Genomic DNA, 18,912 nt, shown 5'->3' with positions numbered 1-18,912 from the left:
GCCAATTCCTTTAAGTTTCAGCCTTGCGACCGTACTTCCCAGGTGGCTCGCTTCTCGGCTTCCCTACGGCACCAAACACGGACGCACCGTGCCTGACACCTAGCGAGCATCGTTTACAGCTAGGACTACCCGGGTATCTAATCCGGTTTGCTCCCCTAGCTTTCGTCCCTCACCGTCGGACCCGTTCTGGTAAGGCGCCTTCGCCACAGATGGTCCCCCAAGGATTACAAGATTTCACTCCTACCCTTGGAGTACCCCTTACCTCTCCCGGTCCCAAGCCTGACAGTATCTCTTAGAAGCCTGACAGTTAAGCTGCCAGATTTCCCAAAAGACTTATCAGACCGGCTACGGACCCTTTAGACCCAATAAAAACGGTTACCACTCGGGCCGCCGGTGTTACCGCGGCGGCTGGCACCGGTCTTGCCCGGCCCTTGCTAACAAATGAGATTTAATCATCTGGACAGCCAACACTTGGTGCTGGCACTCGGGGTTCCCTTATCGCGGTTTCCCGCATTGTAAAGTGTTCGCGCCTGCTGCACCCCGTAGGGCCTGGATTCGTGTCTCAGAATCCATCTCCGGGCTCTTGCTCTCACAACCCGTATCCGTCGTCGGCTAGTAGGTACGTTACACCCACTACAACCTGATAGACCGCAGACTCATCCTTAGGCGCCGGAGCTTTAGAACATAGGGCATTCCAGCATCTATGATCTATCCGGTATTATCCCCAGTTTCCCGGGGTTATTCCAGACCTAAGGGTAGATTATCCACGTGTTACTGAGCAGTTCGCCATGTTCACGAAGAACATTTGACTCGCATGGCTTAATCGAACCCCGATAGCAGTAACCTCTGGCAGGATCAACCAGAATTGTTGATACACACATTGGAAGTTTATTTGCTATAGGAATTGTTGGGTAATTTTGGTATATATTGTCCAATTAATTCCGATAGTATATGTTTATACACTACCGATCAGAATTAACCGAACTGCCAATACTAACGTCGGACGAGATAGTTCCATCTCGTCTCCATTTGTGAATGTGCCAAGGTCGGAGAGCAACCCATCACTTCTGGGACTCGTCCCAAAATCCGGGTCGACGCCAGGAAATGACCTCGGCGAAGAAGGTGGTGATAAATGAATGCAATGATTTGCATCAGGTTTCCCTCACGATTTTTATCGTGTATAGGGAAGTTATAGTTATGTTATTGGTAGTATTTAAGGTTTGTTACTACCTTAACGAATCCGATGTTTTCAGACCCGGTAATTTTGATTCTCAACATACAAGCACATTTACTTGCTCCATTGAGCGCCTCCTTGCATTAGTACAATAGCATATAAGGCTTTTTACAACCAGATAATAATGACAATTAATTATTAGTTGAAAAAACGTAACTATTCAGCCCTACAAATCATGGCTACTGATACCGAAATGATATTTGGTAGCTTTATGTAAAGAATTTATAGCTAATGTCTTCCGATATCGATTTAGAAATTCCCAAGATATCAAAGAAGTAAAGCTTGGTGGCTATTGATAGCGTTTTATAGGCTGAATAGTTACGAAAAAACAATATTAAATGCAAAAACTGAGATGCAAGGAAGTTATCTCACTTTCCGCAGGTATCTGAAATTTTTTAATAATTTTTACTGATAGTGGTTTTACATATCTCTAAAATATTATATTTATATTGTAAACTTATAGAAGACATGTTTTGAATATAGGATTTGCCAATTTCGGCAGAAAAATACATGCATCTTTTCGAACCATTTTTTCAAAAATTTAGAAAACCAGAATCATCCGACATAATTCAATGTTTTTAAAAAAGATTTGTTTTCAAAATATACCTGCGGAATATAAGAGTTATTATTACCAATTTTACTAAATTAATGCAATAGACTATTATACGGCACTATCCCATAATCTAGTGATTTCCACTTTTTTCGGCAAATATACTAACCAATCTGCTAAAAAACTGAAACATCATTAGCCCATGATCGACTTAAAGTCAGTTAATTTTTGCTAAAACTAGAAAAACTGCAATAAGTTCAGCATATAATACCTAAACATCGATAGCTTCAGCTCTTCTGAAATAATCGCACCATATCCCTTGATAAATCGTGGACCAACAAAATCCATCTGGTGCATTTCATTGATTTGCGTTGGATTTAGGATTGTATATCTCTTTTTGGATTTGACTCGTTTATATCGCTAGCGCTTATTTACTTTCAGCTTGTGTTTTTTGACAATCCGATTTATCGTTGAGGTTGAAGGCGTGTCATCGTCTGAAAAACCAAGGTTGTACATCCTATATTGAATTGCATCAGCACCCACGCCAAGATATTTGGATTCGTGTTCGTTACTGTCCATCAAAGTTTTTCTGAGATTCACATCCGCATTTTCAATCTCATCCCTTGTCTTTATTCCAGGATTTTTAGGTGCTTTTGGATTTATAGCATCCCTCTTCACCAGTTTTGTAGCGAATAAAACACTTGGAAAGCCAACCCTTTGTTCGATTCAGGTCTTTGCAAATGTTTGTTCTTTTTTCACCCTTTACACATAGATTTACGGCAACTATTCTTTCTTCTTCGTCAGGATCCATGATGCATCATGAAGGATGCATTAAACAAGGTGAATATCAAAAGTGTTCACGATTTATTGAGCCATCATTTGGGCAATGTCCTAATTTAGAATACTTAATGAAAAATAAAAAAATTGCTCCCAATTCCATTGATGATCAGCTAAACCTTCCAACATTGCAGGAGTCTCGGTTTTAGTCAACTTATCCATAAAGTTCCAATAAAAATGAAATGATTCGAAAGAATTTATGAGTTTTGGCCTCTTTTTCGAAAAGCATTTTGTTTCTCTAACTAATCTGCCCTGCCTTTCACGACAAATACTATTCATATTTTCGATATCTGTCGTCTCGATTTCATCTATCTTAAGAGTTCCATAAATGACTTTTTTGATTTTATCAACAACTCTTCCTCCCTCCCTTATTTTGATAACTTGTCCATAGTCAACACATGTCTCTGCATAATACTCAGGAATAGTATTTGTATAGTCATCATGTCCATCAGAAAATATTTCAATTTTCTTATCTGGAAAAGGTAATTGTACCCTATCAAAAACTTTTTCAAATAATTTTTCACATGTTTTTTTTGTTCGTTTCCCAATCTCATAAGCAACGATGAGATACGACCCTCTCGTTATGAAAGTGAATATCCAGGCATCACCTTCGATATCTGAATTAGGGCTTCCTGGCTCAACTTTTTTTTGTTTTTTTTTACGAATGTCCACATTTCATCAACCTCAAATTGTCCAAGTTTTACATCATGAAGAAGAATAGAATTTACTAACTCAGCATGCAAGGCAAGATCTTCTATTAAATTTCCTATTGTATCCCTGTGGTGGCCTGTTATTCGTTCAATCGATCTGATGCCATTTTTCTCTACAAGGTGTTTGCAGATGTTGATTATCTCGGGTTTCGAAAGATGTTTATGATATAATGGAGTTCCCTTAGTCTCCATGAAAAAGGTCTTGCAGTGATGACAATAATATCTTTGATGACCTGTGCTGTACTTACCACGTTTGATTATATCTTTACCTTCTTCTTTTAGATAATACGTGCATTTCTCATTCTGGCATATTACTTTGATTTCTCCACGAGGTCGAACCATATTTATCACAAATATGGTATATGATTCTTAAGTATATTAAGTATCGTAATTGAGGACAGTGCCATCATTTGTCAAATGAAATGGTTCACGATATAATGTATTGAGCCTTTCCAAGTATTGAAAAGATGAGGAGTACAAAAATCTCTCTTGAATTGAACATGTATGATATAACTTCTGATGGGATATTGTTTGGTAAACCTCAAAAACCTCAGACCTAATATTTTTTTTATAATTCCAATTACAAAGTTAGGTGGGATGAATGGAAGAACCCAAAATTTTGATTGTGGATGATTCATAATTGATGATAGCGATATTAACTGACTATCTATCCAGTGATTATGATATCATTTCAGCAACTAGCGGTGAATCAGTACTTGAAAAAGTTAAAGACGAATCTCCAGACCTGATCCTTCTTGACGTAATTTTACCTAAAATAAGTGGTATAGAAGTTTGTGAGATATTAAAAAGTGATGAAAAAAACACTAAGTATACCGATCATAATGGTTACCACTGTCCCAGCCAAAAGACAGGATCGAAGCCATAGAAGCTGGAGCTGATGATTTTATCACAAAACCTGTGGACCAGCTGGAGCTTTCAACAAGGGTAAAATCATTACTGAGGATTAAACGATTGCATGATAATCTCATGGTCGAGCGGGACAGGTTGGATATAAAAAATAGTATTTTAAGTGTTTTAACACAAATAATTCCTATACTTATGCAGACAGTTCCACCTCAACAGCAGGGGATTGTAATTCATCAAATAATTGACCGCGTTGAACAAATCATATCAGACAAACTTGAATTGGAATTAGAAACAATGGATATGGCATACGTCGGCAATAAGATATGTGATCTATGGTATCAATTGGGAGGAAGTTTTACGGTTAATTCTGAAGGGGATAAAAAGATCACCATTAAAGGAACCGAATGTCCCTGGGGTAATGAAGCCAGGAATAATCCTACATTATGCCAGCTAACAAGAGGGATATTTTCAAGGATAGCGATAAAAAAGTCGCCTTATGTGGAAGTACAACTTGTCAAATTACTTGGAAACAGAGATGATTGCTGCCTTATTGAAATTATCCAATAATTAAAAATTAATTTAATGCTCAACAATTAAATCTCGTCTGGGGGAGCTTTTATCTCAATAAATAGTTCCCCAAACAGCATCTTTTCAATCACCTGTGCAACAAACCGGCGGCGTTGATGCTTCTGGATATCTTCATTCATTCTCAATTCGGAATCAATCTGGATTCGCAGTAAACCAAACCTGAAAGCTTCTTCGTCTTCCATCTCAAGGGAATTTAATTCCTCTATAAGATACGGCAGACAGAAAGGGTCATCAATAGCCTGTGCCAGCAATAAGATCTCATTTGTCACTTCCTCTGGCTTGACTTGTGTTTTTCCCAAAAGCAGACTTAAGGTGTCTGCAGAAATATTTCTATCTTGAGTATTCATCTCATATCAGTCTGGAGCATATCTCCAGATCCTCTATTGTATTAACATTTACAGCCAATCTATGATTATCAAGAATATAGTTATAATCTTCCTGCTCTTCATGTATTTTGTCAGCATCCAGTATGTTCAATCCGGATGGGACGATCAATTGCCCATTTTTATTGAACACAGTATCAGGCCGCAGTCCCTTACTTCTACATACAGACAATAAATTATAGACCGAAAGAGCTGGCTGCGGGATGGTATGGTATTTAGTAATAACCTCATCTATCATCTCTGAAGAGATCAGGGGCAGATCAGCCATTACCATTAGCAAAGGGCCCTTAATGCCTGCTGATTTAACTGCAACCACCATATCTGAAACATAACCGCTGCCTGGTGTATTAATGATGTTGACATCACGGGAGTGAAGTTCAAGCCACTTGCCTGTCTCAGGTCCATTAGCAGACACGGCAATATGGATATTATTGATATTATTAGATTCTTTAAGAGCATCAAGCACATATTCGATCAATTTCTTGTGATTGATCTCAAGTAACGGCTTTTCAATGGGCACTTTCATCCTGCTGCCCCGACCCCCTGCCATCACCAGGGCATCCAAACAGCAATACCTCCTCTGCAGATTATGAATAATACGATCAACGCCATAAGGCGTCCGATCTCATTAGATGTCCCGATGCAATCCCCGTTTATCCCACCAAAATGCCGATTAGAAATGAAAATCACCAGGACCGAACCTATCATTGCACCAACCACTGCTGCGATCCCTGAACTGCCCAAAATAGCAGTACATACCAAAGCTGATATTATCAAACTTATTAAGAACTGCTTTAAACCTGTATTATCCGCGATCATAGACCCCATACCCTGGTGGATAGGTCTACCCAGCCAGGACGCTGTGATCATTGAGTGTTTGGATGACACTTCTGCTACTAAAAAGAAAAATCCGAGAGAATACCCCCAATTCAAATCAATTAGGATGTTTGCAAGAGCCTGGATGATTACAAATAACATCAATATATATAAGACAATAAAAGCTGCTCCGCCCGTGCCAAGTGCCATGTCCTTTAATGCAATGATCTTTTTCTCCCTGCTGCCGTGGGCAGTGATACCGTCCCCAAAATCCGAAAGGCCGTCCAGATGGTTGAGACCAGTAAAGGTGTAGATGGACATAATCATCAGTACAGCCACAATGGCAGGCTGGTCAGGGATTACAATGATCAACGAGGTAGCTATTATTCCAAGGAGCAATCCGACAAGTATCCCCACCACTGAAAAAAGAGATGTCCGGCTTTGAAGATGTACCAACCTGTCAGCTCTACCAGCCGGTAGAGTGGTTAAGAATCCAATAGCTCCCAGGAAACCATCCAGCATCTTTGGTCTATACCCCCGCTCTGGTATACATATTGGAGGATACACCTCCGATCAAAGCTGCGATAACATCATCCATGAAAGGCCCAAGTTCTTTTAAAACCCCAGGTTTTTTCTTATCGAACCTGACAAACTCGAATGTGCCCTTATATCCCGCAATATAGGTAGCAATGCTCATTCCCAGCACTTCATCGCATATTAAAAATGTTAGATCGCGGTCATAGGAATCTTTACTAAGGTTTGGCAGCTTTCCTGCTTTACCAGCTTCCTCCAGCTGGATACCCGAATATATCAGGATGCACACGTTTGGGTCGCTGAGGGCCACATCCAGTTCGTGCCTGAAAACAGCTTCAGCTTTTTCCCGGGTCTCTATACCGGGATGAGGGACATACAATTCCATGGCAGTAGAAAGGAGTACTTCTTCCGATAATCCCATGTCAGCAAGAATCTCTTTAATATCATGGTCAGATCTTCTGTCAATCTTATCGGGATTATCTGTTTTTTCAGCAAGAGTGGCGTCTGAGAGTTTCATTGCAATCAACCTTGTATTCAATTCACCATATAAGGATTCTTATAACATATACACCAGCGAAAATGGAAGCAAAAAGGAAGATCGTTGCTATTCCCACAAGCTTTGATCCTCTTTCAATATCTTCAGGAACAGGTTCCCTGAACTCGCCTCCAAGAATGTAGTGTCCTTTTTTTTCCAGCCTCACACCCAAAGAACCGGCAGTTGCTGCCATAGGCCAGCCTGAATTGGGTGAAGCTGTCTGATCGCGGTCCCTGATGCATGTCTTTATAGCATTTATTGGACTGCCTGTAAATATAGACGCTGCAAAAATAAAGATCAGGGATAGTCGGGCAGGAATCCAATTCAGAATATCGTCCAGTCTGGCAGAAGCCCAGCCCAATTCAATGAATTCTTTATTCCTGTATCCTATCATGGAATCCAGGGTATTCACTGCCTTGTATACAAGGGCTCCGGGCAGTCCAAGTATAAGATAAAAGAATAGAGGAGAAACAATTCCATCTACAAAGTTCTCAGATGTGGATTCTATCACTGCTGAGGTCATATGTAATTTGTCCAGGTTGGTTGTATCTCGGCTGACAAGCGCTTTTAGGTCTTTTTTGGCATTCTTTAAAGTACCTGATTCCAATTGGGATTTTATATGGCGGGCAGAGGTCAACAACATTCTAAAGGAAAAGGTGGATTTCAGGAAATATGCAGCGAGAAGCAATGCAAATGTTTCTGAAATATATGAAGATGCGATTACCACTACTGCCCCTGCAAGTAATGATATCCCTGCTGTGACGATAACCATAAAAATGCCAAACATCCTCTTATTGCCAAAAGATAGGTTATTAAGATATTTGATTACTTTTCCTATCCAAACCACAGGATGTATAGTTCCGGGCGGTTCTCCGATTAAGATATCCATTAGAATTGCCAGTGCAAGTACTTCAAGTCCAGGGGAAAATACAACAGATTCCATTTTTATAACATAGATTCTATAACTTTTTTCCAGATTAGTTTAACATCTTCAGGCTTCCCTTCGCTTACCATCAGTGCTTCGAGTATCTGATTTGCCACTTCTGGCCTGTGTATGTGATCACATCCAGCGCAGCTCCATACTGTACCACCTGTTGACCGATCTATCATTTCACCGCCGGTTCTTTCATCCCCACATGGATAAAAGGGACAAAAGCAGAATGTACAATCCTGGTCTTCAAAATGGCAAGGGTAATATTCACAATTGGTCCTGCTTGCGATCTTACCCTTATGAACTGCCTCTTCGATCTCCTTATCAGCCAGTTCCTTACCCCATTGAGTAATAGATCTTGAAAAAGCATCAATCAATTTCTGGTTATCATCCCGATTTCGAATGGCAACCCGAATATAATCTTTATCCAATCCTTTGAATGATTCGCAGTCCCGTATAATGATTCCCTGTTCTAGCATATGTTGGGTGACCTCGTTTGAATCCATTCCAAAATCTCTTATCTTGATCAGGATAAAACATGTGTCGCTGGGTATTGGTTCAAAACCCCTGATAAGGGATAAGCGCTTTAAAAGCCATTCCCGTTCGACCCTTATAAGTTCTCTTGATTGTTCAAGATATGAGGGGTCTGTTGAATAAGTATCAAGTAGCCATGTCCCTACGACTTCAGAAATCGTTCCAAGATTCCAGGGGATCCTGATATTGTTCATCCTTGCTGCTAAATCTTCATGAGCTATTCCGTATCCAATTCTTATTCCAGGTATTGCAAATACCTTAGTAAGGGACTGTACAATAATAACAAATTGGTTTTCAAAGACTAGATCCGCTATACTGTGAGCAGGGTCAGAGAGTTGAATGAACGCTTCATCAATTATCAGAAAAGTCTTATTTTCCTGGCATCTCCTGGCCAGTTGTTCCAATCTTGATCTTTCAATTAATGTACCTGTGGGGTTATTGGGATTACAGATAAACAATGCCTTTGAATTGCCAAGCAAATCATCAGTAATGATATCCGGATGAAGAAACATTTCTCTATAATTAATAGATTGTGGGACGGCGTCCATAAGTCTGATATTCAGTTCATATTCATCAAAAGTAGGCCTGGGAAGTAGCACCACATCGCCTTTACTCAAAATGGTCTCGGAAATAAGCCTTATTGCCTCTGATGAACCGTTTGCAGGTATTATATTGTTAGGTTTAACTCCGGCAAATCCAGCAGATGCATTTTTAAATTCGATATAGCGGTTGTCAGGGTAGAATCCAATGTTTTTCAATGCACCTGTTGTGATATTTTTGATTTCTGCTTTATCAGGAGGATAAACAGGATTAAAATTAGCACTGAAATCCAGCAATTCAATCCTATTATGCTTAAGATATTCCACCACCCGACCTCCATGAACACACTGTTCGATGTTGGTTACGCTTTTTCTTATGTATTGATCGATATTACTCACTCTTTTTGAAATGTAAGTTATGCTCATAACCATTTCGCATTACTTCAATATTTATCAATTAAGATACAGATATAAATTTGTTCCAGTTATCAGAAAGAGATTTATAGGGTACTGGAAATATAATATTTAAGGAGATACTTGGAAGGGTTAATAATATGAAAATTCGAGTAGTAAGTTCTAAAGACGAAATAAACACATTGAGCACCGATGAAGAAATTATTCATTTGGCCTTCAGACCTTCAAATAAGGACATTTTTGATTTAGTTCAGACTTGTCCTGAGATGAAGGCTTTGCATATACCTGGTTCATATAAAAAAACTGTTTCAAAATCAATTCTGCTATTTTTGGATATGCAGAATATAAAGCTTCTTGAAGGTGATGTTTGGGGACACCGTAAAGATATTAACGATTATTATGAGATTAAAAAGAGCGTATTTGACAAGATAAATAATCTCAAGCAAGAAGGTAAGTCCCAAAAGGAAATACTCGATAAAATGAAAAAGGAGACAAGGTTAAGTCCAGACCTTCTAGAGTACCTTCTCAAAGCATAAATAGTATAAAAACGGACTCGCCGCGATTCGAACACGGGTCCGCGGGTATCTTCATTACCGCTTCAACAAGGCGGTAAATACCGAAGCCCGCTAGGATATCCAGGCTACCCCACGAGTCCATATCGTTCAATTTTTTCTAAAATTATGGAGCAAACTCATTTTCTTTAATCTAATGAATCATATAAAAAGTTATTTGAATATCCAAGTTTTTAAGTGTCTTCTGAACTAATAACATTTCATGCATTCAGGTGGAACGATACATGATCCTCTGCACGGGCACATTCCCATCAGCCATCTGGAAGCATTGCTGATCAACACTAGGGAAGTACAGCGTCTCCGCCGAATACAACAGTTGGGACTTGCCGATATTGCATTTCCTGGAGCCAATCACACCAGATATGAGCACAGTATAGGCACTATGCATGTGGCCAATATGATCGCACGTGCACTAGGACTGGATGATCTGGATATCCAGAAGGTCAGGGTTGCAGGGCTTTTACATGACGTGGGCCATTCTGCTTTTTCCCATTCCGTTGAGGGGGTCCTTGCCAGAAATCCCACCTATGTACCTGAGATCGGCGGTGAGCGGTTCTATAGCCATGAGAAGTTCACCAGCTACATTATAAAAAATAATTTTCCAAAATATGATGAGATTGCGAGAGCGATAAAATCGGATTTTGGAATTGATGCACATGATTTTTTTAAAGACATTTCAGCTATCGCCACAGGGGATCTGGATGAGGTTGAAAAAAAGCATCTCGCTCAGATCGTTTCAGGGGATATAGATGCCGATCGGATTGATTTCCTCCTGCGTGACTCGTATCATACAGGAGTATCTCTTGGATTGATCGATGTTGAACAGCTGGTGGCCAGCCTCAAACTTCATAATGGCCGTCTCGTACTGGGGGGAGTTGACAGTTATAGTGAAGATATGGCCCTGGCAGCTGCAGAATCCATGCTTATTGCCCGATCTCACCATTATTCTGCCATTATCCACAATCCCCTAACCCAGAGCGTTCGTGCCATGCTGCTTAAAGCCCTGGAAGACACACTTGAGAATATAAATGACAGAACCAGGATCATGCTTAGTGTTTCTGAATTCTTTACCACATTCAATGATGGGGATTTACTGAATTTCATAAAGCAAGAGGGACCTCCCTCTGCCAGTCTCCTGCTGCAGCAGATAAGAGAGGGCAATATATGCAGCACGCTGGGTCGGTTCAATCAAAAAACACTTGAACCCGAAGTAAGGATGGCACTATCAACAATTGCCAGATATGGTGTGGCAAAGAAAATGTTTGAGCGGGAAATGGCACGCAGGTTCACTGAAAGCTACGGGAGACCTGCACTGATAGACCTGTCAGTAGCCAGGGGTGTTCCCAAAAGTACCAGGATACTACGAGGAGTTGAAGAACACTTTATGTATGACGAATCTGCGCTTGCCAATGGTCTGGTCAGGGCCATCTCACGTCAGATATCTTTGTGTATATTCACCTATCATCAGTATCAAAAAGATCAGGATGCAGCGCCCAAGGATATCCTCGGCTTGATAAAGGAGTTGTCTCCCGACCTGCTGCGATTTATCAGGAATGAAAAATACCTGAATATCGAAGGAGTGATGCTTATTTTCTATTGTCTGCACAACCAGTTCTCTGAGAATGATGGTACTAAAGTAAAAATTCCCAGGATCAGGAACATCACCTGCATATACCGGCTTGTCAGGGAGCTTGCTAACGTTGACTACCTGAAAAACCTGCTTGATTATCGATTCCATAAAAGATATAATTTCCCATATTCAGACAAGTTGTTTGAAGATATACAAATACTGGTTGCAATGGGACTGGTAGACGAAGACCTCCGATATTATGATAAAAAAGGTCACTGGACCCAGAGATATGAGTATGTTTTGACCAATGAAGGCGTGGAATATGGAAAGAATATTGCTGGATTTTACAAAAAAGAGATGAAACATATCATTGATTATATAGTTAAAAACAAACACAGCATACCCAGGGATATGGTGGATATTCATATCAATAGATATAATCGCCAGTAAATATAAGAAGGCGTGACTTACAGCTCTCTCTTTGTTAGTTGGAATAAATTTAAATCTCATAAATTCATGATAGTGTAATATTGTGGAAACATTAATTTCGAATATTTCATATGCCAAGTCCATGTTAGCTGCATTTGGTGTTGTCTGGATCGTCTTTTTAATATATACATTCAGACTAATACAAAAAAGAAAAATACTCAAGCATCAGATGGAATTATTAAAGAATATCGGTAATTAATAACTCCAATTTATACCATGAAAAAATGATGTCATAATATCAATCGTAAAAAATATTGTTTTGTGATAATGGTAGGCGATCTGATATGGTCAGGAAATTGAAAACAAATGCGCGTCTATGATAAATCATATATTAAATTAAATGCTGAGACCAAAAATGGCAAGGTCCAGCTGGTATCAGAGGGAACCCTATCCCCTGTAGCTAAACCCATTCTCAACCGAATTAACAAAATATTCCTTGAAGAAAAGCCGATTTCTGTTTCTGCTGATAATATCATTATCTCTACCTGGGCACCCCCGGTACCAAGCACGGCTTTCGACCGACTTATTTCAGCCCAGATAGCTTCGATGCTAAAAAAACGAGTTCCTGACCAGGCTTCGATCGGGATTACCATGCGCTGTCCCAATAAATGTATCCATTGCGGTGCTGCAGATATAATAGCTGATCCCGAACTGTCGCTGGATGAGGTCAACAGAGCAGTTGATGAGTCCATTGATCTGGGGTCTTATCTCATTTCATTTGACGGGGGTGAGCCTTTGCTGCGAAAGGATCTCCCCGATATGGTACGGCATGTGGATAAAACCCGGGCCATTGCCACTACGTTCACTTCCGGGTTTGGATTGACCCCTGAAAAAGCCAGGGAGTTAAAAAGCGCAGGTCTGTATGCTGTACGTGTAAGTATTGACAGCCCCCGACAGGAAGAACACGACAGGGTCAGAGGCAGGAAGGGGTCCTATGCAGAAGCCATGCAAGGCATTGACAATGCACTGGAAGCAGGTCTGTTGACCGATATGTTCGTAGTGGTCTCACCCAATAATATTGATGAACTGGAAGATTTCTACAGTCTTGCTGAATCAAAAGGTATGCATGAGGTTTCCTTCTATGAGATCATCGCTGTAGGGCGGTGGCTGGACCATGAGGATGAGACAGTGGGTCCCAGGGATGTGGATAGATTAAGCACTTTCCAGAAAGAAAAGAACAAACTTCTTGATGGACCAAGAATTACTGCATTCCCGTTTTTCATGGGGCCTGATATGTTCGGATGCTTTGCAGGCAGGCGGTGGGTCCATATAACTTCTGCAGGGGATGTCCTGCCATGTGCTTATACGCCTTTGACCTTCGGCAATATCAGGGAAGAACCGCTTAAGGATATTTGGAAACGCATGGGTTCCAACTACAAGAAAAGCGCTTCAAGCTGCTTGATGCGTAACCCGGATTTCAGGGCAAAATATATTTATACTATCCCGGAAGATGCTCAGATGCCTTTTAATATGGTTAAAAATGGGGGAAAAATATGAAGAAATATCTTATAATTATTTTATTGTTGCTCAGCACTTCAGTACTTGGTTGTTTGACAAACGTACCTGAAGAGGATAATGGAGAATCTGTAAAATATATTTCCATCCCGGTTAGCGAGGCTAAAATTAAGGTGGATAGCGGAGAGTATTTTATTCTTGATGTGCGCACCCAGGAAGAATATGATGCAGGGCATATTGCAAATTCTTTACTGATACCCCACACCGATATCTCTGACAGGCTGGATGAAGTCCCAGAGGATATGCCAATACTGGTTTATTGCAGGAGCGGTAGGCGCAGTGCTATAGCTAGCCAGGCTCTGATCGATAATGGGTATTCAGAAGTATATAATATGCAAGGCGGATTCAATGAATGGGAGAACGCGGGATATCCTGTCCAGAAATAAATTTACTGATATGCGAATCAATTTACCAATACCAATAGTATCCACTAAGTCGGTAGATTTTATGAATATTTCCATTTCACCATACTTTGGCATTTACTTAATTAAGTAATCTCTTTCTTGCTTGCTGTAGGAGTAAGCTTGTAAATCCTCTGAATTTGGAACAGGATGGCTGCTTTGGATTCGACCTTACCTCCGAATCTCTCTTTGACCCTGCCAGCTGCATCTTCAAACAACTCTCCGCTTGTATACACTTTTCCTTTACCCACTGTCATATAACCATTATATGGAACAGCTACGCTGACCGATACCATGGATCCCATTTTGATATTTGTTGCTGTATGGGTGATGAAATTCACTGCTATCAATAATTTATCCTTATCAATGACCTTTACAAAACAGACAGGTACAGAATGGGGCATTGAATCAGTCCCCACAGTGGATACCCAAATCAGCGGTTTTTCTTTATCACAATTCTCGTTGCTAAACATCTCAATGGCTTCATCTGGTAAGTTTACCATATTTCCAACCTCCACAAAATAGTTATGGCAGTAACAGGGATATTAAACTAACTGTCTGTTTAGCTCTACCCCGTACAAATTATTACGAAGCTTGCAATTCACTGCCTCTAAGCACGCCGGAAGATTGCCTCCATACAAATGTTAGCCAATAATAAATGCAATTCAACCGGGCAGAGAATATTAAGGAAAGCCTTACGAATTTATGATCTCATCAAAGGCATCCACTACCACTTTCAGCTCAGATTCAGGCAGTCCATAAGTGCTCAGCTTGAAATATTTAGTAAGCCCGGGCTTGATGCCGTGGATGTTCCGGGCTTTTAATTCCTTATACAGGAAATAACGGCCATCTTTGGCAGTCTGGGACATCTCGAATAATATCGGTGCCTCAAAGAACATCAGGTCGTGATTGTGTGGCTTCTGGCCCAGCTGTATCAGACCCAGCTGTTCCAGTTGGGATGCGAACCACCTGGCCTTGTCCACTTCCTGGTCCCAGTGTTTGGTCCGTTCCACCACTGTTGGGAAAGAGGCCAGCATGGTCATTATAGTGGCACCCCTGGCAGTGCAGCCCAGTAGTTCTATCTCTTTTAACTTGTGGGTGGGGGATTTTTTGAATATCTTTTCAGAATACTGCTCTGAGACCCCCATTACGCCTATGGGTCCTGAGGATGCCATGGATTTATGCCCGCTGCCCACTATGAAATCCGCACCCAGTTCTCTGGCGTTCACAGGCATCTTGCCTACCGCATATGCACCGTTTAATATCAATGGCACGTCATACTCATGGCAGATAGAAGCGATCTGTTCTGCATCGGGAAGGTTGCCGTAGTTACCGTCAGGATATGTGACAAGACCCAAAACTGGTGGGTGCCCCGATTCTTTGATAACTTCCTGGATTGTAACTAAGTAAGCTTCTGGTGCAATATGGTAATCAGGTGAACCTGAATTGGGTACCACCTTAACATTAAGCCCTGCACGCTGGGCAGCCACAAATGAAGTATAATGGGCACTCTGGTCCAGTACTATCCAGTCCCCTTTCTCTGCCATTGCATGCATAATAGCGAACTTAGACTCCCTGGCACCGTTGGTCACTCTGGCCTCGTCCGCTCCCAGGAATTCTGGCAGGGCCCTGTGCACGAAATCATATATGGGTGGGGTCTTTATCATATCCAGTACTCCAGGACAGAAATCACAAACTGAATAACCGTCACCCCATTCCAACAGGGCTTGTCTGGCCTCTTCAGTCAGTATCCCGCCGCGCTGGAGGGGGTCGATATTGATGGCTCCTGAAGTGGAACGCTTGATGTTTTTGAATTTTTCATACACTTATTACACCCATCTGGAGTATAGCTAATTCAGGTTTATAATGATGTCCATTTTACTCCATGGTGTTAGATGAACTAAAGGGTTGATCCTAAAGGAGCAGGGTGTTGATATTGCCAGATGGGATTCAGATCGTGACTGATGGGCATAACTATAAGTCAGGAACCACCGTTAAGAAAGCTCAATAACTTTTAAGCGTAAATTAATCTAAACTTTCACAAAGTTGTGCTAATAGCTCTTAATTGTTTTTAATAACTTAACGAAGTGGACAAAAAAAAGCAATTAAGCAGCTTTTTTTTGAAAAAAAATATGGAAAGTTTAAATATGGAAAAATTTAAAAATCTTGGCATTAGTGTCAACCTTCTAAAATCTATAAATGATGAAAATTTCGATTGTCCTACCGAAATACAGGAAAAATCGATCCCGTTAATCCTTGCAGGGAAAGATATTATAGCCGGATCGGCTACTGGTTCAGGAAAAACCCTTGCATTTGCCTGTGGCATATTACAAAATGCTGAAAAAGGAAATGGGATACAGGCATTGATCCTGACTCCTACAAGAGAATTAGCAGAGCAGGTTTCAAGTGCTTTTAAGAAATTCTCGAAGTTCAGTCCTTTGAAAATTATTGCAGTTTATGGTGGTATGGGGATCAATGAGCAGATCAGGGCTTTAAAGACAGCAGATGTGGTGGTAGGAACACCTGGCAGGATGCTTGATCATATCGAAAGAAAGACAATCAAATTAAATAAGGTAGAAACACTGGTGCTTGATGAAGCAGACCGGATGTTAGATATGGGATTTAAGGAAGATGTGACTAAAATTGTTAATAAATGCCCAGAGGACCGGCAGACCCTTTTATTCTCTGCTACGATCTCAAAAGATATTGTCAAGCTTGGCAGAAAATATATGAATGAACCGATCCATATAAACGTTGAGTCTAATATTGATGCATCACTATTGGACCAGAGCTATTATAGAGTTCAAGATAATATGAAATTTTCTTTACTCATGCATCTATTGAAGAATGAAAACTCAAACCGTGTAATGGTTTTTTGTAATACGAAAAGATATACTGACACGATCGCTAAGAACCTGAGATCTTCGGGTGTGGATGCACAGGCTATTCATGGCGGATTAACCCAGAACCAGCGAAACAATGTCATGAAGCGATTCCATGCAGGGAAGGCGGGTGTTCTTGTATGCACAGATGTGGCTGCAAGGGGGCTTGATATCATTGGTGTTTCCCATGTTTACAATTATGATATTCCCATAGAGAGTAAGCAGTATATCCACAGGATCGGAAGAACCGCAAGAGCTGGAAACGAAGGAAAGGCAATAAATATTCTTTCCAGAAAGGATAATGATAATTTTAAAGATGTATTGAAATTTAATGATGTCGTGATAAGGGAAGAAAAGCTGCCTGATTTTAAAAAGGTTGAAATGAAAAGGTCAGTGCAAGTTGGAATTAAACATAACAACAATAAACACATCTCTAGAAAAAGGCCTGATTCTAACAGGCACAAGAATCGATAGGTTTTTTTCCGGATTCTTAAACCCTTTAAAAGGACATACGTAGGAAAAATATTAACGTAGGAGATGGCTGAAAAGCCATATTTTTTTTAATTGCTCCATATCTGCAACCTATCAGAACAGGGATGCTGATCGTAAAGGTATTGTCGACAATATATCTCAAGGTAAAATTATGAATTCCAAGAGGGAAGTGGTTAAATTGTCAGATATTGAAAATCGTGATGTTGCCGCAACGTCTTTTGTTACCCTGTATTGTCACTCTATTGAAAGCCAGTCAAATGATCCGATATTGGATGACCAAAAAGCAGTTGAGATCACCCGGGAACTGAACAAAATATTGTTGGTTTCAGAAAATAGACTTGATAAGGACCTGGTTAAAGGCAAACTGAAAAAGGAATTGGTAATCCATGTTGCCATTCGGGCAAAACAATATGACAGATATGTTCGTGATTTTCTTGAGAATTCACCTGATGGGATTGTTGTCAACATCGGGTGTGGATTAGATTCCCGGTTTTTACGTGTAGATAATGGGAGAGTAATGTTTTATGATCTTGATCTCCCTGAAGTGATTGAGATCAAGAAACTATTCTTTGAAGAGAATGAAAGGTATCATTTCATTTCGTCATCAGTATTGAATCATGAGTGGATGTCGATCGTTTTAGAACATGAAGGACATTTCCTATTTGTGGCAGAGGGTGTTTTTATGTACCTGGATCTGCAAGACGTGCAGTCATTGATCCTGAAGCTCCAATCCGAATTTCCTGGTTCTGAACTGGTGTGTGAAGTTTTTAACTCGTTGTGGTTACGAAAACCACTCAAGAGAATGATGAATTACAAAATGCAACACCAATTGCATCTAGGGAAAGATGCAACATTTCATTTTGGGATCCGTGATAGTCAAGAAATGGAAGAATGGCATGCTGGCATTGAATTTCTTGATGATTGGTCGTATTTTGATTCGGAAGAAAAGAAACTTGGATGGTTAAAAATGTTCAGGAATATTGAATTTTTCAGGAAAACTCAATGGACTGTTCATTATAAGCTCAACTAAAATGCATGTTATTTCTGCTGGTAAAGGATATACTCATGATGAAGTTGCTGACAGTGTTTGGCCTGGGAATAATTGAGTTGTGGGCAGCGATCCCGGCGGGCTTCGCACTTAATCTCCATTCTGTAACAATAGGTTTAATAGCAGCCATTGGTGCCATGGTAGGTGCAGGGACTGTCCTGGTGTTAGGTGAACGTGTACGAAATCGGTTGATCCGGCACCGTATTGGAACTTATTCAAATGCACAACATGGAAGGATATATCAGATCTGGCAACGCTATGGGATTATTGGATTAGGGCTATTAGCACCCTTGCTCACAGGTGCACCTCTTGGAGTTGCGATTGGGCTTTCACTGGGGGCACCAGCCTGGCGCTTATTATTTTGGATATGTATCGGGATAGTTCTTTGGAGCATAATGTTAACATTTCTTGGTGTATTGGGTTTGGCAGGCATTAACTCGTTAGGACATTAATTTATGTTTTTGCCTGTAT

The 18,912-nt window shown here is 40.5% G+C and carries 21 protein-coding genes, 1 tRNA gene and 1 rRNA gene; 10 read left to right on the top strand and 13 right to left on the bottom strand.

Annotated features, from left to right (window positions below):
- The 4 genes from IBX40_04180 to IBX40_04165 form a co-directional block, all read right to left on the bottom strand.
- Positions 1–868, bottom strand: a 16S ribosomal RNA gene (locus IBX40_04180); the annotation flags it as partial.
- A 1,336-nt stretch (positions 869–2,204) separates the two neighbouring features.
- Positions 2,205–2,462 (bottom strand): hypothetical protein, encoded by a 258-nt coding sequence (locus tag IBX40_04175; GenBank protein MBE0523517.1) that lies wholly within the window; start codon positions 2,460–2,462, stop codon positions 2,205–2,207.
- Positions 2,463–2,675: 213 nt separating this feature from the next.
- Positions 2,676–3,293 carry an IS1 family transposase gene (locus IBX40_04170; protein ID MBE0523516.1) on the bottom strand — a complete coding sequence of 206 codons (618 nt, stop codon included), beginning with the start codon at positions 3,291–3,293 and terminating at the stop codon, positions 2,676–2,678.
- Complete coding sequence (locus tag IBX40_04165; protein MBE0523515.1) at positions 3,203–3,673, bottom strand: IS1 family transposase; 471 nt, start codon at positions 3,671–3,673, stop codon at positions 3,203–3,205. Before IBX40_04165 ends, IBX40_04170 begins: the two co-directional genes overlap by 91 nt.
- Before the next feature lie 298 nt (positions 3,674–3,971).
- Here IBX40_04165 and IBX40_04160 point away from each other — a divergent pair, with 298 nt between their 5' ends.
- On the top strand, positions 3,972–4,217 hold the full coding sequence (locus IBX40_04160; protein ID MBE0523514.1) for a response regulator: 246 nt from the start codon (positions 3,972–3,974) through the stop codon (positions 4,215–4,217).
- 86 nt (positions 4,218–4,303) lie between these two features.
- Positions 4,304–4,765 (top strand): methanogen output domain 1-containing protein, encoded by a 462-nt coding sequence (locus IBX40_04155; GenBank protein ID MBE0523513.1) that lies wholly within the window; start codon positions 4,304–4,306, stop codon positions 4,763–4,765.
- Positions 4,766–4,791: 26 nt separating this feature from the next.
- Here the strand turns inward: IBX40_04155 and IBX40_04150 are convergent, their stop codons facing one another.
- Genes IBX40_04150 through IBX40_04125 form a run of 6 tightly spaced genes read right to left on the bottom strand, consistent with a single transcriptional unit; the run spans position 4,792 to position 9,457 of the window.
- On the bottom strand, positions 4,792–5,091 hold the full coding sequence (locus IBX40_04150; protein MBE0523512.1) for a hypothetical protein: 300 nt from the start codon (positions 5,089–5,091) through the stop codon (positions 4,792–4,794).
- Positions 5,092–5,134: 43 nt separating this feature from the next.
- Positions 5,135–5,734, bottom strand: coding sequence for an NTP transferase domain-containing protein (locus tag IBX40_04145; protein ID MBE0523511.1), 600 nt, complete (start codon positions 5,732–5,734; stop codon positions 5,135–5,137).
- Positions 5,719–6,507, bottom strand: a complete 789-nt coding sequence (cobS, locus tag IBX40_04140) for an adenosylcobinamide-GDP ribazoletransferase (protein MBE0523510.1) — start codon at positions 6,505–6,507, stop codon at positions 5,719–5,721. The genes IBX40_04145 and cobS overlap by 16 nt, the downstream gene beginning before the upstream one ends.
- A 7-nt stretch (positions 6,508–6,514) precedes the next feature.
- Positions 6,515–7,036 (bottom strand): alpha-ribazole phosphatase CobZ, encoded by a 522-nt coding sequence (cobZ, locus tag IBX40_04135; protein ID MBE0523509.1) that lies wholly within the window; start codon positions 7,034–7,036, stop codon positions 6,515–6,517.
- Positions 7,037–7,058: 22 nt separating this feature from the next.
- Entirely contained in the window at positions 7,059–7,997 is a 939-nt protein-coding gene (locus tag IBX40_04130; protein MBE0523508.1) for a cobalamin biosynthesis protein, read from the bottom strand.
- Between the two features lie 2 nt (positions 7,998–7,999).
- Positions 8,000–9,457, bottom strand: a complete 1,458-nt coding sequence (locus IBX40_04125) for an aminotransferase class I/II-fold pyridoxal phosphate-dependent enzyme (protein ID MBE0523507.1) — start codon at positions 9,455–9,457, stop codon at positions 8,000–8,002.
- Between the two features lie 155 nt (positions 9,458–9,612).
- Here IBX40_04125 and IBX40_04120 point away from each other — a divergent pair, with 155 nt between their 5' ends.
- Entirely contained in the window at positions 9,613–10,008 is a 396-nt protein-coding gene (locus tag IBX40_04120) for a DUF1699 family protein (protein ID MBE0523506.1), read from the top strand.
- A 12-nt stretch (positions 10,009–10,020) separates the two neighbouring features.
- On the opposite strand, the gene IBX40_04115 is transcribed toward IBX40_04120, so the two are convergent.
- Positions 10,021–10,127: transfer RNA gene (locus IBX40_04115), tRNA-Arg, on the bottom strand.
- A 119-nt stretch (positions 10,128–10,246) separates the two neighbouring features.
- On the opposite strand from IBX40_04115, the gene IBX40_04110 reads away from it, so the two are divergent.
- The 4 genes from IBX40_04110 (at position 10,247) to IBX40_04095 (ending at position 14,004) form a co-directional block, all read left to right on the top strand.
- Positions 10,247–12,064 carry an HD domain-containing protein gene (locus tag IBX40_04110; GenBank protein MBE0523505.1) on the top strand — a complete coding sequence of 606 codons (1,818 nt, stop codon included), beginning with the start codon at positions 10,247–10,249 and terminating at the stop codon, positions 12,062–12,064.
- 82 nt (positions 12,065–12,146) lie between these two features.
- Complete coding sequence (locus IBX40_04105; protein MBE0523504.1) at positions 12,147–12,302, top strand: CcmD family protein; 156 nt, start codon at positions 12,147–12,149, stop codon at positions 12,300–12,302.
- Between the two features lie 107 nt (positions 12,303–12,409).
- Positions 12,410–13,600 carry a radical SAM protein gene (locus tag IBX40_04100; GenBank protein ID MBE0523503.1) on the top strand — a complete coding sequence of 397 codons (1,191 nt, stop codon included), beginning with the start codon at positions 12,410–12,412 and terminating at the stop codon, positions 13,598–13,600.
- Positions 13,597–14,004, top strand: a complete 408-nt coding sequence (locus tag IBX40_04095; protein MBE0523502.1) for a rhodanese-like domain-containing protein — start codon at positions 13,597–13,599, stop codon at positions 14,002–14,004. The genes IBX40_04100 and IBX40_04095 overlap by 4 nt, the downstream gene beginning before the upstream one ends.
- 101 nt (positions 14,005–14,105) lie before the next feature.
- Here IBX40_04095 and IBX40_04090 read toward each other — a convergent pair whose 3' ends face one another.
- Both IBX40_04090 and pscS read right to left on the bottom strand, forming a co-directional pair.
- The gene (locus IBX40_04090; GenBank protein ID MBE0523501.1) at positions 14,106–14,522 is read right to left on the bottom strand and encodes a pyridoxamine 5'-phosphate oxidase family protein; all 417 of its coding nucleotides are present in this window, start codon (positions 14,520–14,522) and stop codon (positions 14,106–14,108) included.
- A 192-nt stretch (positions 14,523–14,714) separates the two neighbouring features.
- Positions 14,715–15,845, bottom strand: a complete 1,131-nt coding sequence (gene pscS / locus IBX40_04085) for an O-phospho-L-seryl-tRNA:Cys-tRNA synthase (protein MBE0523500.1) — start codon at positions 15,843–15,845, stop codon at positions 14,715–14,717.
- Between the two features lie 306 nt (positions 15,846–16,151).
- Between pscS and IBX40_04080 the strand changes: the two genes are divergently transcribed.
- The 3 genes from IBX40_04080 to IBX40_04070 all read left to right on the top strand — a co-directional run bounded on the left by IBX40_04080 (position 16,152) and on the right by IBX40_04070 (position 18,893).
- Complete coding sequence (locus IBX40_04080; GenBank protein MBE0523499.1) at positions 16,152–17,375, top strand: DEAD/DEAH box helicase; 1,224 nt, start codon at positions 16,152–16,154, stop codon at positions 17,373–17,375.
- A 169-nt stretch (positions 17,376–17,544) separates the two neighbouring features.
- On the top strand, positions 17,545–18,423 hold the full coding sequence (locus IBX40_04075) for a class I SAM-dependent methyltransferase (protein ID MBE0523498.1): 879 nt from the start codon (positions 17,545–17,547) through the stop codon (positions 18,421–18,423).
- A gap of 35 nt (positions 18,424–18,458) precedes the next feature.
- Complete coding sequence (locus tag IBX40_04070) at positions 18,459–18,893, top strand: small multi-drug export protein (protein ID MBE0523497.1); 435 nt, start codon at positions 18,459–18,461, stop codon at positions 18,891–18,893.
- The last annotated feature ends 19 nt before the right edge of the window (positions 18,894–18,912 follow it).

Source organism: Methanosarcinales archaeon (assembly GCA_014859725.1).
In the GTDB taxonomy this organism is placed as follows: Archaea; Halobacteriota; Methanosarcinia; order Methanosarcinales; family Methanocomedenaceae; genus Kmv04.
This window is presented reverse-complemented; position numbering and strand designations above follow the sequence as displayed.